Below are 14,679 nucleotides of genomic sequence, written 5' to 3' on the forward strand. Positions count from 1 at the left end.
GATGAGCAGTGCCTGGTTAACGTCTTGAATACTATGCTACGATTTTTCTTCCACCTGGAACACAGCCACCGCCTCAGATAACATTGCCGATTGTTCTTCCACGCTGCCAGTCGTCGCAGCAATTTCTTCCACTAACGAGGCATTTTGCTGGGTCACCTGCTCCATTTGAGTCACGGCAACACGGATCTGCTCTATGCCGCGACTTTGTTCCCCTGATGCTCCGGATATATCTTCCATTAGTACATTAATGTTGCGTATTGCCTTCGCAATATCCGCCATCATGGCGCCACTATTTTCGGCTATTTCCACCCCTTCTTTGACGCTAATTGCCGCTTTGGCAACCAGTTCACTGATCTCTTTCGCCGAGGAGGCGCTGCGCTGCGCAAGGGTTCGGACTTCACTCGCCACTACGGCAAACCCACGCCCGGACTCACCCGCGCGTGCAGCTTCCACCGCCGCGTTTAATGCCAGGATATTGGTTTGAAAAGCAATACTATCAATAACATTGGATATTTCGTTCACGCCTTGCGCATTTCGGCTGATCAGGTGAATTTTCTCAACCATATCGCTCATTAAACGCTCACCACGCAATGCCATTTCCGTACTTTCACTGGTCATGACGGATGCCTGATGTGACTTATCCGTATTATTTTTTGTGGTAACTGAAATCTGCTCCATACTGGCTGCCGTTTCCACCACTGCCGCAGCCTGTTGTTCCGTACGGGTTGATAAATCGGAATTACCGGAAGCAATTTCCTGCATACCGACATTAATCGATTCAACACCATCACGAATAGTGCTGACAGTCTCCCGCAGGCCGTTTTGCATATTATGCAAATTTAAGCACAATACCCCGATTTCATTGTTACCCGACACCTTGACAGGATGGCTTAAATCACCTTTACCAATCCGCTCAAAATGCTCAGATACGATTTTTAAAGGCTGAATGATGGTCCGGTTCAACCAGAAGTTACAAATAAAGAAGATAAGCACCGTAATGACCAGGATCACCGATACCTTCAGGATTGAGTTATTAAACTGAACGTGTGTTTGTGCAACGATCTTCTCACCAATCAGCATTGTTGACTGGTAATAATTCGTCACTTCGTTATCAAAATTTTTGCGGGCCGCGAGCAGTTCTGCATTAGCATTTTCTTGTGTATTAATCACACTATTGCTGGAAAGCGTCACGTTTAATTTATCAACAGACTTTTGTTCAGCATCCATTTGTTGCTCAAAAGCCGTTCTGATAATTTTACCGATTTGCGGATCGTCAGCAGTCAAGCCAGGAATCCCCCAGAAAACATCGAACTGTTTTCTGGCATACGCCAGCTGATCTTGCACCTGTTGTAATGTCTGTTGGACATCAGTCGGATTATGTTGTTGAATATTATCAAGCACGCTTCTTACTTTATAAACAGCCTCAACGACATTATGCAGTGTATCCTGCTCCTTAATGATATTATGTAGTAACAAGGTGTTTTTTTGATTTCCTTTGAGATCTACCAACTCAAATCCATTGGAAAAAAACTGCATGAAAGTAAATAGCAACAGCAATAATAACAGGCTGGTTTTAATTCTCATATCCTTTAACATTTAAACATCTCCATAACAATAAAGTCATCTGCGACTTAATAGTTATCGACACATCACGCAATATCTTAACCTGTAAAATGGTTAATTATTAGAAAGTTTCCGCATTCATTCTCACGTAATAAATTAATTACACAGGTGTACATACTGCGATTAACAGCCACCCTTTTGTATCGGCAATAATAAGGCCAAAACCATTCAACATTAATATTACTTATAGATATGAACGGTAACCTCTTCCTGATAATCGACGGGCGCCCGCACCCAGGACAACGAATCAACAACGATCTGCGCCATTTCATTTTCTAAACGTAACAAAGGTGTACTGGCTTCTGGCGCGCCTGTGCTTTCAGCTATCTCGAGAACTCCGCGAAAAGAAATGGACACGCTGTCTGGAATATCAGATAACCTTATCCATTCGCTGGTAATCACTAACTTTCGAGTAAACATTCGCTATCCCTGGAACGTGGTTTATATCCGATAATCTCACATGTTGATCAACACAATGTTTTAATTAACAGCACACTGCTCATTTCTTCAGTTAAGCATTACTTACCAAAAGAAAATGGAAGTGATAAAATTCATTTGAAATGTGCTTTACAAACTCAGCCGGAAGGTTATGTTTAATGAAAGTTAACTTGGCAAACTCAACATCACCATATACCCGGATACAGAATGGTTTGACAATCTCACCCTGTACGCCAAAACACTCCTGAAGCCGTGTGTCATCCATAAAAATAAAATCACCTGCTCTTACTTTAATCTTTTCATGCAGATCACGCCACTTCTCTGGCGTAAGCAGAAAGCTTTCCCAGCCATTATTTCTCAATACCTCAATCGAATGAGTAAACTTAAAGTAGTCATTTTGCATCGATACATCACCACTCGACGTTGAGTATAGATATTCTATTTTAAATTTAAGTTGCGCATTGAGACTTTTTTTCTTTCCTTCATCAATTAACCATTGAAGTTCATTGACGACGTTCCTTGAGAAGAGCTTTCTTTTTTTAGCGATCGCCAGCCATTGCATAATAAAAAGATGCTCTGACATTTTAGAGTGAATCTTGCGGTCCTGTATTGCGATACCAATTGCGACTAATGCACTCCAGGTAAATGCTTCAAGATCATCCTGATAATGGTGTCGTAACGTACTAACTTTTCCTGAATCCCTTACCACTTAAACCTGCCCAAATAAATCATTGATACATGTAAACATTGCATTATTCCATTTGAAAAATTACTACAACTAAAAACATCAAAATATGATCCAGATTAAATTATCACTATGTAATAAAAATGCAATTTCAATACATTATTCTTATTAATCATTGATGACAGTGTGGTTCAGCAATAAATAATAAGAATTATATAATAAAGACAAAAACTAATAATACTTACCAGTTATCAACTCCGCCTTTCGTTAGCAATATGATTATCATAAAATTTCAAAAATTGCTGATTTGAGGAAATATCCTGGCATGTTCCGCCTGACATTCCAGGAAATCCCCCCTTTCAACACAAAACAGACTTTAAATATCCTGATGAAATCACATTTTTGCCTACGCAACGCAACGGATAGCCTCGCGGCCACAGGCCGTTTTTTTTAAAGAGGTATCAGTAATATTAACGCTTTTAATTTCGTCCAATACAAAAAAGCCCCCCCCGAGTCGATGCACAGGAGGTTGGCTTGTCTCAGATACCGTTAATAGAAAATACCGATGATCAGGGTGTGAGTCACAAACCCCACAATCAACGGTACGGCAGTACGCTTTACCACATCGAATGGGGTTATTTTCGCCCCACTGGAAACGGCAATCACCACGCCGGAAACCGGCGAAATTGCCCGGCCCATATGCGACGCCTGCTGCATCGGCAGGATCATAGCAACGGCGTTAGCGCCCATGCTGGCGGCGATTTGCGGAATGAGCTCAACAAAGGCGAGGAATGGTGCATTCCCCGAGCCCATAATGATAGCCGCGGCCAGCGTCACCAGCGCAAACACCACCGCCATAGCAAACGGCGGTAATCCCACGTGTTCTGCCATCAGAATGAGTTGATCGATCGCACCGATTACTTTGATGCCGTGAGCAAAAACCCCTGCAGCAACTAGCAGTCCAACCACACCGGTAAACGCGGTCCCCATTCCTTTGAGGAAATGGCTGAACCCTTCGCATACCGACTTTAAATCACGCACTCGAATCCATTCAATCAGCATACAAATGGTCATTGAAATAAGGACAATAGTGATGATATTCAGGTTAATCCCCCTGACGAACATTTCGGATGATCCCACAGCCATCAGTATCGGAAGCATGGGGAGCAGTGCGTAAAAAGCAGGGGCTTTTCCTGAGTCAGTCACCTCAGCGCTCCCTATTTCCCGCGGTAACGTCCCTGCTTTACGGTCGCAATGCCGCTGCCAGAAAAAATGACATACCCCGACGACCAGAACCGTAGCCAGCGCGGCGGGTCCCTGGTGGTAGACAACATATTCCACCACATCCATGTTCACCGCTTTAGACCCCCTGATAGCATCGATTGCCGTCGGGGTGTATGCCACGCCAAGCGAAGTCGCAATGACCCCGGCAGCTGAGGCTGCTGAGAGGCCTAATCCCAGCATAATGGGGAACATCGTCCCCATCAGCAATACGGCAAGCCCGGTTGCTGAAGGAATGGCCAGTTGCAGAAGGCTGGCGAGCAGGTAGGAGAAAAAGAGCAGCACATAGGGTGAACGCAGCGCCCGTAAGGGTTTCGTGACGACACGCACGACCGCTTCATTTGCGCCGATATGATCCATGTAATGCGCAAATCCCATTAACGCCATGATCATCAGACCGAGATCGGCGGCGCGCGTGCTGAAGAGATCGCGCATCACCTCAAAAGGATCGAGAAATGAAATTCCCGTACTGGCAACGCCCTTCGGTAATACGGAACCCCATCCGGTTAACGCGGTGCAAATCATCAGGACTAAGCCTGCAATGAATAGTACGGGCTCAGCGCGATAACCTTTCAGAATCAGACGCGCGACCACCACGATAACCAGTAGCGCTATTAACACCTGAATCATGGCTGGGTTCCCCGCTGCGCGAACTCAGCATAAGTTTCCTCAATGACAGCCACCACAACATCACTGGCAGCCCGAAGGGAACGCACCGGCAAATACTCATAAATTGAATGGAAGTTATGAGCACCGGTGAAAATATTTGGGCATGGCAACCCTTTCTGCGACAACACGGCACCATCATATCCGCCACGCATGGCGACAGGGGTTGGCGTTATGCCGCATTTCTGATAAGCGCGTAATGCAATATCAATCGGATAACGCGCATCACCTTGTAGGCTATTAAACACATTCTGATAGCGATCGGCTAAATGACAGACCACGCTGTTTTCTCCCCACAGCGCACAGGTGCTGACGGCAAGCTGGCGGATAAACGCCATCCGTGCCTTATAACCTTCTTCACTGAAATCGCGGATATCCAGCTTAAGTACCGTGCGGGCACTGTTCCCCTGCAGCTGTTTTACCCAGTAATAACCTTCGCGCCCTTCCGTATACTCAGGCGCTTCTCCCCCGGGTAGCATGGAAATAAACTTATGCGCCATCAGCAGCGAGTTCTTCAGCTTACCTTTGGCCGACATTGGGTGTGCGGACTGGCCGGTAAAGATGATTTCCGCATCACCCGCATTCCAGTTCTCGTAAACAAACTCACCGATACCGCAGCAGTCCAGGGTATAGCCAAAATCAGCGCCAAACGTGGCAACATCAAACGCTTTTGCGCCACGCAAGCCCTGCTCCTCATCCGGGACAAACCCCACTTTTACCGGCCCATGTTTAATCTCCGGGTGAGCGACCAGATACGCAAGAGCATTCATGATCGCAGCGATGGCGGCTTTATCATCAGCACCTAACAGACTGGTCCCGTCGGTCACCAGCAGGTCATCACCGATATAATTTTTCAGTTCCGGGAATTCACTTTCGCGCAGGTAAATATTCAGCGCTTTGTTCAGGCATAAATCCCCACCGAGATAATGCAGGCGCTGTGCTTTGGTGTCTGCGGTTTGTTCCGCACTGGTATCCAGATGACCAAAAAAGGAGACGACCGGAATTGTGTCGTCGGTATTTGCTGGTAGGGTTGCCGTCACAATAGCGGTATCCCTGACCTTAATGTTTTCCATTCCTAATGCTTCAAGTTCTGCTGCAAGCAGTTTTGCCAGTTCCATTTGACCGGGAGAAGAAGGCATTATCCCATTAGCGCCGTTTTCCCGTGACGTCGTGGTATTGATTTTCGTGTAGTTAATAAAACGTTCAACAATATCCATTCCTGGAGATCCTTTAATTTGTCATTTACGAGGTACTGCGAGAGGTGTTCGGCATGCAGCGCGGGTTGAATTATCTGAAACCAAATAAAATCAGCGTTCATCCTGGAACGCTGATTTTATGGGCATTACGACAACGATTTATGTAAAGGAAGATAAAAAAGGCCAGTAATTATACCTGTGATTATAAAACTCCTTTCTGATTGATAAAATCATATTCCCTGTCTGTTTTTACTGCTATTTCCCATGGCGTTAAGCTAACAGAAGTCATAAACAGTATGCCTAACCTAAGAGATAATAGAAATCATTTAGATTCCTGTGTTCTGTATTGGCACAAGACATACTATCGCTATATTTTTTTAATGAACAAATACTGTATCAGCTACATGCAACCGTTTGCACCTCTCTACAAATAGCCACTTAGCACACTAAAATCCGTGAACAAAATCACAATTACCTCAAAAGCAAAAAACTTCTATCGCACTGAAAAAAAGGCAGTTATAAGAAAAACTATATAATACCCATACAAACATAGTTACATTTATACTATTTCAGTACGAAATAGCTTCAGAGTAATACGATTACAACACAGCCGTAGACTTCGACAAAACAGCATCGTCATAATTAAGAAAACAAAACTTAAATATTAATAACATTAATATTTAGGTTTCTATTTATGGTAATTAACCAAATAACACCCAGGCAAAAAAAACCTCTCCCCCGAGAAGAGATTCAGGGCAGAGGCAATACGGGTGTCAAGGACATACTTATAGTTTTAATGATAACAGAAGAGCTTCTTGCAGGATCGAGTATACACACTTAGCCACGTTAAGAAAATTCCCAAAACCATCAAATTGAAAATTTGATTTAAAGCTACAATTATAATACAGGAGTATTTATCAAAGTGTTTAAACAACCAACAAGAAGATTAAATCAAACTAATCAATGATGTAATACGGATAAAAGCAACAATGCTGCATGGCTACCGATAACGTTACTGGTGATAATGGAACATTAAATTACTTTAATGAATCAATGCGTTTTCACTTAACGAGAATTAAAAAGTTAGTAAATAAAAGAAATACAATTTCTCGTTACAGATCACACTTACTCCAAAAGGGGTTTTCCCCTGAAGTTCCTTGCTGGTATGATTCAGCAGGTAAATACCTTTCAACTCAACCCGAGGCTTTGATGCTGGAGAATGTAATCATCTGATAATCAGCTTCCCGACCTTTTCAGGCCGGACTGGTTATCAATGCGCCGAATTCGAATGCGGACACCGTTGTGTGTTTGCACGTTTTGCACATGATGATTAAACAGGTTTTCCAGTATGAATTTATCCCGTCAGGAACAACGTACTTTACACGTTCTCGCCAAAGGGGGCCGTATTGTTCACGTCCGTGATGCCTCAGGCCGCGTAACTTCTGTCGAATGCTATAGCCGCGAAGGGCTGCTGCTCTGCGACTGTACCCTTGACGTATTCAAAAAGCTCAGAACCAAAAAACTGATCAAATCCGTCAATGGTCAGCCCTACCGTATCAATACTACCGGGCTGAACAACGTTCGCGCCCAACTGGATAATCGCTAAGGAGAGAGAAATGGATATCCCGAAGATTTTTACTATCAGCGAAAGCGCACATCGCATCCATAACCCGTTCACCGCGCAGAAATACGCTACGTTAGGTCGGGTTTTACGGATGCCCCCGGGCACCCGCATTCTGGATCTCGGTAGCGGTTCGGGTGAGATGTTGTGCACCTGGGCACGCGATCACGGTATTTCCGGCTTGGGTATCGACATGAGTCTGCTGTTCAGTGAGCAAGCTACCCTGCGCTCCAGGGAGTTGGGCGTCACTGAGCACGTGCGTTTTATTCATGCCGATGCAACGGGGTATATTGCCGAAGAAAAATTTGATATCGCCGCCTGCATTGGCGCGACCTGGATTGGCGGTGGCGTCGCCGGAACGGTCCAACAATTGAAGCAGAGCCTCAAACCAGGCGGGATCATGCTCATCGGCGAACCGTACTGGCGTCAGATCCCCGCAACGGAGAAGATTGCCCAGGCCTGCGGCGCTACTGCGATGACTGATTTTCTTTCTCTGCCTGAACTCGTTTCGTCTTTCGGCCTGCTCGGTTACGACATGGTTGAAATGGTACTGGCTGACCAGGAAGGTTGGGACAGATACGAGGCGGCAAAGTGGCTGACGATGCGCCGGTGGCTGGAGGCAAACCCGGACGATGAATTTGCCCCAGAAGTTACAGAGCAACTGAGAAGTTCACCAGAACGCCACGTTGCCTTCACCCGGGAATACATTGGTTGGGGCGTGTTCGCCCTCATGCAGAGGTAATATGCGCAGTCGGTATAGCCGGACGGGTTATACCGACTTTCTCATCGCTTACTTCATTAATACTTCCACAAATTTAGCCAGCCATTGCGGATGCGCTGGCCATGCAGGCGCGGTAATCAGATTGCCATCAACGTGGGCCTGATCAATGCCAATATCTGCGTAATGTCCGCCGCTCAAACGAACTTCTGGCGCACAAGCCGGATAGGCGCTACAGGTCCGATTTTCTAACACCCCCGCAGCAGCTAACAGCTGAGGTCCATGACAAACTGCAGCGATGGGTTTATCAGCAGCATTGAAATCTTGCACCAGTTTAATGACATCCGGATTGAGTCGGAGATATTCTGGTGCTCGCCCACCGGGGATTAGCAGCGCGTCGTAATCTACCGCCCGCGCGTCAGAGAAATTCGCGTTCAACGTGAAACGATGCCCGGGCTTTTCACTGTAGGTCTGCGCCCCATCAAAATCATGAATAGCAGTTTGAACGTAATCACCCTGACTTTTATCCGGACAGACGGCATCAACACGATGGCCCAGCATTTGCAACGCCTGAAAAGGCACCATCGTTTCATAATCTTCGACATAATCCCCGACCAGCATCAGTATCTTCTTCATTCGTATCCCCTACTCCCGGTTATTAATGATGAGAAATAACGGCCTCCTTTACTATAGCCCACACGTCTCACGGCATTAATAAATACAGCAGAAAACACCGTCACCCGACGTCTGAAAGTAGTTATCCTTGTCCCTCCGATATAGGCATGTGATGATTCACCGCCGGCTGAACCCATTTTAATCTCTGTAATGATGCCGTGATTGCACCACTATTAGATACTATTCTGAATAATGGCGGCCTTTACAATATTCTATTTATCAAAGAAATATGAGAATCCTGCCATACATCCTCAGGGCTAATAAATCCTTTCGGATTATATGCAATGTTAACTCCGGCATTGTTGAAGCAAGCGTAGACGAGTTCAGAGCAAATGTACTCCCTGTCCTTTTTCGCTTTTCCTTTCCCAAGTGCGATCCTCGCAAGGATGCGTGCTATTTCTTCTTTATCATATGGGCGGGTTAGCTCATTAAGACCAAAAGCGGCTATTTGCTCAACGGCAGATTTAGCCAACGTATCATATCGAGCAAGAACAACCCGGCCTTTATAAGGTTTTCCAATATCATCATAATCAGATAGATATTTTGATAATGGAGCGAGTCGTACCCCCATATCTTCCACGCTTTCCAGGAGCAACACGCGATCTATTTGCGGTAAAACAAAAACAATCCCCACATGGCTCCATGGCGAATCCGTCACCTTTTCAATTGCTTTTGATACCAGGTAGTCTCCGGAGGCGAAAAAAAGGTCACCTGATTTTAGCGTTTCACGCAACGTGGCATAATTAACCACTTTCATCGCTTTGACTTGTGCTAAATCAATATGCTTTGGCATATGAACCTCGAAGAGAAAAAGGGTGGCATTAAAAGCTTATCCAACCTGGTGCCATATCTCTCTACGAAGAATTTACGAGGCCCGAACTCTTTTTACAGCTGAGGGCGTCCCTGACGGCACGCCCTGTGGTTTACGCCCGAAGGGACATTTAGCTGAATGTTATTTCTATCACTCCCAGGCGCGCTCAGATTTCGCAGCGTCAAACTGCGGCGGCGGTTTGCGAAAGCGTCCGGTCAGGTACGCGAGATAAATCAGCCCTAGCCCGGCCCACACCAGCCCAAGCGTCAGCGATGTCACCTCCAGGTTCACCCACAGTACGGCAACGGTAGCAGCGCCGACCATCGGCAGTACCAGATAGTGCAACTTTTCCTGCCAGGTATGCTTACGTCCTTCACGACGCCAGAAGTGGTTAAACACGGAAAGATTAACGAACGTAAAGGCCACCAGCGCGCCAAAGTTAATCAACGCCGTGGCGGTCACCAGGTCAAAAAACAGCGCCGAGAGTGCCACAATCCCGACCATAATGACGTTCAGCGCAGGCGTGCGCCATTTCGGATGGACATAACCGAAGTACTTCTCCGGAAAGACATTATCGCGGCCCATCACGTACAGCAGACGCGAAACGCTGGCATGCGACGCCAGACCGGATGCCAGCGTATTCACAAAGGTGGTACACAGAAAAATAGACTGGAACAGTTTGCCGCCGACGTACAACGCAATCTCCGGCAGCGCTGCATCCGGATCTTTAAATCGACTAATGTCCGGGAAGAACAACTGCATAAAGAACGAGGCGGCAATGAAGATCAGTCCGCCGTACAGCGCGGTGAGAAAAATGGCTTTCGGGATAGTACGTGCGGCATCTGGCGTCTCTTCTGAAAGCGTCGTCACCGCATCAAAACCGAGAAACGAAAAGCAGACGATGGTCGCCCCGGTAATAATCGGGATCAGATGCGCATTCTGACTGACAAACGGTTGCAGCGACCAGACGGTGCCGACCCCTTCGCCTTTATGCAGCCCCTGCACCACAAGGAAAATGAATACCACTATTATCGCGACCTGCACCAGTACAAACAGTGCATTAAAGTTCGCCACCAAATTAACGCTTTTCAAATTTGCCGCGGTGAGGATCGCCACGAACACCACCACCCAAATCCATGGCGCAACCCCCGGGAACAGCGCGGAAAGGTAAATTTTCGCCAGCAGAACGTTAATCATCGGCAGGAAAAGATAATCAAGCAGTGACGACCAGCCAACCATAAACCCTACATGCGGGTTGATCGCTTTTTGCGCATAGGTGTAAGCCGAACCGGCTTGTGGAAACTGGCGTACCAGCTTGCCGTAACTGATGGCGGTAAACAGTACACCCGCCAGAGCCAGCAGGTAGGACGCCGGAACATGACCATTACTGATACCTGAAACAATGCCAAAGGTATCAAACACCGTCATCGGCGTGAGGTAAGCCAGCCCCATCACCACCACCTGCCACAGCTTGAGAGATTTGCGCAGCTGTGCTTTGCCTGGCTGGGCTGCGAGATCCGCAGAAGAATTAGTCGACATAGCTTTCCTCCCCGCTACGCGCCCAGATCTGCGTTCGAAACGTGGGTACAGCAGATCGGGGTCGTGTCGGGGCGAACCGCCAAAAATAAGATGTTAATGTCATACGGTACAAAAGTGGTCCGTAATTACTGCGGGAGCCATGGATGCTCACGCGGGGCGGGTTTTTAAACATTGGCATCATCACATTTCCTCGTCACAAACTCTGTCGGTTATCTGAAGACCCGTTGTCGCCCGCGCTCCATTACGCGACATCCGGGAAATGGCAGGTAGTCCTGCAATTTTGACGGGCTGGCTCCGCTCAGCCCGCATGATGCGACTTCTTTTTAAATGGCCTGCAGGGTAGTCAGGCGTTTTTCAACATCCACTCAATTTCCGTGTCGGTAATCAGGCGTTCAAACTGGATCAGCTCATCGTTTTTACAGGCGTGGTATACGTGGCTAAAACGTTCACCAAGTAATTCGCGCAAACGATCGTTTTGCATAAACTCCCACAGCGCATCGCTCTGACGGATAGGAAACGGTAACCCTTCCTGTTCCAGGCCGTTACCTTCCACCTCTTCCTGCAACGGCAGATCGTTATCCAGACCGTGAAGGATCCCGGCCAGAATGGTCGACATTACCAGATACGGATTGGCATCCGCCCCCGCCACGCGATATTCAACCCGATGGTTATCACGATCGCCGCAAGGAATGCGCAGCGCCACCGTACGATTGTTATGCCCCCAGGAAGCCTGAGTTGGAACATACATCCCCGGCTGGAAGCGGCGATAAGAGTTCACATTCGGCGCCAACAGCGCCATTGACGCGGGCATCAGATCAATCATCCCGGCAAGCGCACGCTTAAGTAACGCAGAATCATCGCCATTCGCATCGGCCAGTACGTTCTCGCCTTTATTATTCATAATGCTGATGTGGATATGCATCCCGCTCCCTGCATGCTCCTCATAAGGTTTTGCCATAAACGTGGCATGCATCTTGTGTTTCTCCGCCACCAGCCGTACCAGGCGTTTCAGTGCCAGCGCATCGTCGCAGGCGTCGAGCACGTTATCGGTATGGTAGAGGTTGATTTCAAACTGCCCGGGAGAGGCTTCAGCCACTGCACCGTCAGCCGGGATCAATTGTAAACGGGCCAGTTCATCAATATCGTTCAGGACATCTGCAAAGTGGTTCAGGTTATCAACGGAGTAAACCTGGCTTTGAGTATTACGATCGTCCGTACCCGGCGCGCACGGCGGCTGCAGATAACCTTCAGGATCGCGCTTACGATCGAGTAAATAGAACTCCAGCTCTACCGCTACGACGGGGAACAGACCGCGCTGGCGAAGTTTCTGCCAGAGTCGGTTCAGAACGTTCCGCGGCTCAACGTCAAAGGGAGCGCCATCTTCATCCAGCATCGTCAGCATCATCTGCGCAATAAATTCCGGATCGGCAGCCGAAGGGGTTAATGTGCCTGGTACCGGTACACAGGTCCGATCCGGCTCGCCAAGCTCCTGACCTAATCCCGCCTCTTCGACCACATTGCCGAGAATATCCATCGCGAAAACGGATGCCGGAAAATAGCAGCCTTTCTCTAACTTATGTAATCCCGCAACCGGAAGGCGCTTACCGCGAAAACACCCATTAAGATCGGTTAACAGCACATCCACATACTGCGTATTGGGATAGCGTTCCAGATACTGCTTAACCTCACGCGCAAACGCGCTACTTCGTCTCTCTTCAGAATGCTGCACAAAATTCTCAACTTCTACGATATTGGTTTCCATGATTCACCGCCGTTGGCCTGTAAGCTGTTCTGTGATTTGACTGTTAAATATAATGTCCACCCTTCGACTCTGGATGCAAATAAATTGTTTGTCAAATGTTAAATTAAGTTTGCTAGAAGGTTATTACACTGCTAGATTGAGAAAATAATGAACGGAATGGCACAACATGGAACCGTTTGGCAATAATTTATTCCAAAACGTGAGGTCGATCATGGGCAATATATTTGACAAGCCAGTTATTGGTGTAGTGATGTGTAGAAACAGGCTTAAGGGTCATGAGACCCAGACTCTGCAAGAAAAGTACCTGAATGCGGTATTACATGCCGGTGGATTACCGATAGCGCTGCCTCATGCACTCGCGGAACCCGAATTACTGAACGCACTGTTACCAAAACTGGATGGTATCTTCCTGCCAGGAAGCCCAAGCAACGTGCAGCCGCACCTCTATGGTGAAAATGGCGATGAGTCTGACGCCGATCCCGGGCGTGATCTTCTGAGCATGGCGCTAATTACCGCCGGGCTCGAAAGGCGCATTCCCATTTTCGCCATCTGCCGGGGCTTACAGGAATTAGTTGTCGCCACTGGCGGGACTCTGTATCGTCGCCTGTGCGATCACTCACAGTTTCTGGAACATCGTGAAGATGCGGAACTCCCGGTGGAGCAGCAATATGCGCCATCTCATGAAGTTCAGGTTCAACAGGGAGGATTGCTATCTCAGCTAATACCAGGTTGCAGCACGTTTTGGGTTAACTCCTTGCATGGTCAGGGTGCAAAAACCCTTGGCCCGCAGTTGCGCGTGGAAGCACGCTCGCAGGACGGATTAGTGGAAGCAGCCAGCGTTCAAGACCATCCTTTCGCGCTCGGCGTGCAGTGGCACCCGGAATGGAACAGTAGCGAATACGCCCTGTCGCGTATGTTACTTGAAGGTTTTATCACCGCTTGTCAGAACCACCTCGCTGAAAAACAGCGACTCTGACTACTACAGTTAAGGAAATGCAATTATGAGCGATGACGGCCTGGCGCCGGGTAAACGTTTGTCAGAGATCCGCCAGCAATTGGGTCTTTCGCAGCGTCGTGCCGCCGAACTGTCTGGGTTAACGCATAGCGCCATCAGCACCATAGAGCAGGATAAAGTTAGTCCTGCCATCAGTACGCTGCAAAAGCTATTGAAAGTCTATGGGCTGTCGCTCTCCGAGTTCTTCGCGGAACCGGAAAAGCCTGACGAACCGCAGGTGGTTATCAATCAGGAGGATTTGATTGAGATCGGAAGTCAGGGAGTATCCATGAAGCTGGTACACAACGGCAATCCGAATCGTACGCTGGCAATGATGTTTGAGACCTATCAGCCAGGCACGACAACCGGGGAGAGAATTAAACATCAGGGTGAAGAGATTGGCACAATACTGGAAGGTGAAGTGATACTGACCATCAACGGTCAAACGTATCATCTTGTTGCAGGACAAAGTTATGCCATTAACACCGGCATACCCCATAGCTTCAGCAACACCTCGGCAGGGATCTGCCGCATCATCAGTGCCCACACTCCCACCACATTCTAATTAGTACCGGCCTGAGTTTCTCAGGCCTTCTTAAATAACGCGCATTAACAGGGTACATCCCTGGGGCATCGTGCAGCCTGATTTTGCCTGAATAGATCAGCAACG

General features: G+C 47.7%; 14 protein-coding genes. 5 read left to right on the forward strand and 9 right to left on the reverse strand.

The genetic code is table 11. The features are described from left to right. Nucleotides 1-36: 36 nt before the first annotated feature. The 5 genes from OGX99_RS08465 to pepT all read right to left on the reverse strand — a co-directional run bounded on the left by OGX99_RS08465 (nt 37) and on the right by pepT (nt 5,910). On the reverse strand, nt 37-1,596 hold the full coding sequence (locus OGX99_RS08465; RefSeq protein WP_151218549.1) for a methyl-accepting chemotaxis protein: 1,560 nt from the start codon (nt 1,594-1,596) through the stop codon (nt 37-39). Between the two features lie 207 nt (nt 1,597-1,803). Continuing rightward, nucleotides 1,804-2,043 carry a hypothetical protein gene (locus tag OGX99_RS08470; protein ID WP_151218548.1) on the reverse strand — a complete coding sequence of 80 codons (240 nt, stop codon included), beginning with the start codon at nt 2,041-2,043 and terminating at the stop codon, nt 1,804-1,806. 91 nt (nt 2,044-2,134) lie between these two features. After that, nucleotides 2,135-2,770 carry a DUF2913 family protein gene (locus tag OGX99_RS08475; RefSeq protein ID WP_187252964.1) on the reverse strand — a complete coding sequence of 212 codons (636 nt, stop codon included), beginning with the start codon at nt 2,768-2,770 and terminating at the stop codon, nt 2,135-2,137. A 525-nt stretch (nt 2,771-3,295) separates the two neighbouring features. Further along, entirely contained in the window at nt 3,296-4,657 is a 1,362-nt protein-coding gene (gene dcuC / locus OGX99_RS08480) for a C4-dicarboxylate transporter DcuC (protein WP_151218547.1), read from the reverse strand. After that, complete coding sequence (pepT, locus tag OGX99_RS08485) at nt 4,654-5,910, reverse strand: peptidase T (protein ID WP_187252965.1); 1,257 nt, start codon at nt 5,908-5,910, stop codon at nt 4,654-4,656. Before pepT ends, dcuC begins: the two co-directional genes overlap by 4 nt. 975 nt (nt 5,911-6,885) lie before the next feature. Between pepT and OGX99_RS08490 the strand changes: the two genes are divergently transcribed. The 3 genes from OGX99_RS08490 to OGX99_RS08500 all read left to right on the forward strand — a co-directional run bounded on the left by OGX99_RS08490 (nt 6,886) and on the right by OGX99_RS08500 (nt 8,252). Continuing rightward, entirely contained in the window at nt 6,886-7,122 is a 237-nt protein-coding gene (locus OGX99_RS08490) for a hypothetical protein (RefSeq protein ID WP_187259332.1), read from the forward strand. 115 nt (nt 7,123-7,237) lie between these two features. Beyond that, nucleotides 7,238-7,495, forward strand: a complete 258-nt coding sequence (locus OGX99_RS08495) for a YjhX family toxin (protein ID WP_149334960.1) — start codon at nt 7,238-7,240, stop codon at nt 7,493-7,495. 10 nt (nt 7,496-7,505) lie between these two features. Next, complete coding sequence (locus OGX99_RS08500) at nt 7,506-8,252, forward strand: SAM-dependent methyltransferase (RefSeq protein ID WP_187259331.1); 747 nt, start codon at nt 7,506-7,508, stop codon at nt 8,250-8,252. 48 nt (nt 8,253-8,300) lie between these two features. Here the strand turns inward: OGX99_RS08500 and OGX99_RS08505 are convergent, their stop codons facing one another. From OGX99_RS08505 to OGX99_RS08520, 4 genes are all read right to left on the reverse strand, one after another. Further along, nucleotides 8,301-8,864: a DJ-1/PfpI family protein gene (locus tag OGX99_RS08505; protein WP_151218544.1), complete on the reverse strand. Its 564-nt coding sequence runs from the start codon at nt 8,862-8,864 to the stop codon at nt 8,301-8,303. A gap of 241 nt (nt 8,865-9,105) precedes the next feature. Next, nucleotides 9,106-9,696 (reverse strand): YiiX/YebB-like N1pC/P60 family cysteine hydrolase, encoded by a 591-nt coding sequence (locus OGX99_RS08510; protein WP_187252967.1) that lies wholly within the window; start codon nt 9,694-9,696, stop codon nt 9,106-9,108. Nucleotides 9,697-9,864: 168 nt separating this feature from the next. After that, nucleotides 9,865-11,253, reverse strand: a complete 1,389-nt coding sequence (locus tag OGX99_RS08515; protein WP_151224814.1) for an APC family permease — start codon at nt 11,251-11,253, stop codon at nt 9,865-9,867. Nucleotides 11,254-11,596: 343 nt separating this feature from the next. Then, nucleotides 11,597-13,015, reverse strand: a complete 1,419-nt coding sequence (locus tag OGX99_RS08520; protein ID WP_151218541.1) for a glutamine synthetase family protein — start codon at nt 13,013-13,015, stop codon at nt 11,597-11,599. A gap of 211 nt (nt 13,016-13,226) precedes the next feature. Between OGX99_RS08520 and puuD the strand changes: the two genes are divergently transcribed. Together puuD and puuR are read left to right on the forward strand one after the other, a co-directional pair. Next, the gene (gene puuD / locus OGX99_RS08525; RefSeq protein ID WP_151218540.1) at nt 13,227-13,991 is read left to right on the forward strand and encodes a gamma-glutamyl-gamma-aminobutyrate hydrolase; all 765 of its coding nucleotides are present in this window, start codon (nt 13,227-13,229) and stop codon (nt 13,989-13,991) included. Between the two features lie 25 nt (nt 13,992-14,016). Next, nucleotides 14,017-14,574, forward strand: coding sequence for an HTH-type transcriptional regulator PuuR (puuR, locus tag OGX99_RS08530; protein WP_006685847.1), 558 nt, complete (start codon nt 14,017-14,019; stop codon nt 14,572-14,574). Nucleotides 14,575-14,679 lie beyond the last annotated feature (105 nt).

Source organism: Citrobacter sp. Cu096 (assembly GCF_030332285.1).
Taxonomy (GTDB): domain Bacteria; phylum Pseudomonadota; class Gammaproteobacteria; order Enterobacterales; family Enterobacteriaceae; genus Citrobacter; species Citrobacter meridianamericanus.

Excerpts from the sequence above, each read along its gene's own strand:
- OGX99_RS08465 (WP_151218549.1), bottom strand. The coding sequence starts at position 1,596 with ATGTTAAAGGATATGAGAATTAAAACCAGCCTGTTATTATTGCTGTTG.
- OGX99_RS08470 (WP_151218548.1), bottom strand. The coding sequence starts at position 2,043 with ATGTTTACTCGAAAGTTAGTGATTACCAGCGAATGGATAAGGTTATCT.
- dcuC (WP_151218547.1), bottom strand. The coding sequence starts at position 4,657 with ATGATTCAGGTGTTAATAGCGCTACTGGTTATCGTGGTGGTCGCGCGT.
- pepT (WP_187252965.1), bottom strand. The coding sequence starts at position 5,910 with ATGGATATTGTTGAACGTTTTATTAACTACACGAAAATCAATACCACG.
- OGX99_RS08490 (WP_187259332.1), top strand. The coding sequence starts at position 6,886 with ATGGCTACCGATAACGTTACTGGTGATAATGGAACATTAAATTACTTT.
- OGX99_RS08495 (WP_149334960.1), top strand. The coding sequence starts at position 7,238 with ATGAATTTATCCCGTCAGGAACAACGTACTTTACACGTTCTCGCCAAA.
- OGX99_RS08500 (WP_187259331.1), top strand. The coding sequence starts at position 7,506 with ATGGATATCCCGAAGATTTTTACTATCAGCGAAAGCGCACATCGCATC.
- OGX99_RS08505 (WP_151218544.1), bottom strand. The coding sequence starts at position 8,864 with ATGAAGAAGATACTGATGCTGGTCGGGGATTATGTCGAAGATTATGAA.
- OGX99_RS08510 (WP_187252967.1), bottom strand. The coding sequence starts at position 9,696 with ATGCCAAAGCATATTGATTTAGCACAAGTCAAAGCGATGAAAGTGGTT.
- OGX99_RS08515 (WP_151224814.1), bottom strand. The coding sequence starts at position 11,253 with ATGTCGACTAATTCTTCTGCGGATCTCGCAGCCCAGCCAGGCAAAGCA.
- OGX99_RS08520 (WP_151218541.1), bottom strand. The coding sequence starts at position 13,015 with ATGGAAACCAATATCGTAGAAGTTGAGAATTTTGTGCAGCATTCTGAA.
- puuD (WP_151218540.1), top strand. The coding sequence starts at position 13,227 with ATGGGCAATATATTTGACAAGCCAGTTATTGGTGTAGTGATGTGTAGA.
- puuR (WP_006685847.1), top strand. The coding sequence starts at position 14,017 with ATGAGCGATGACGGCCTGGCGCCGGGTAAACGTTTGTCAGAGATCCGC.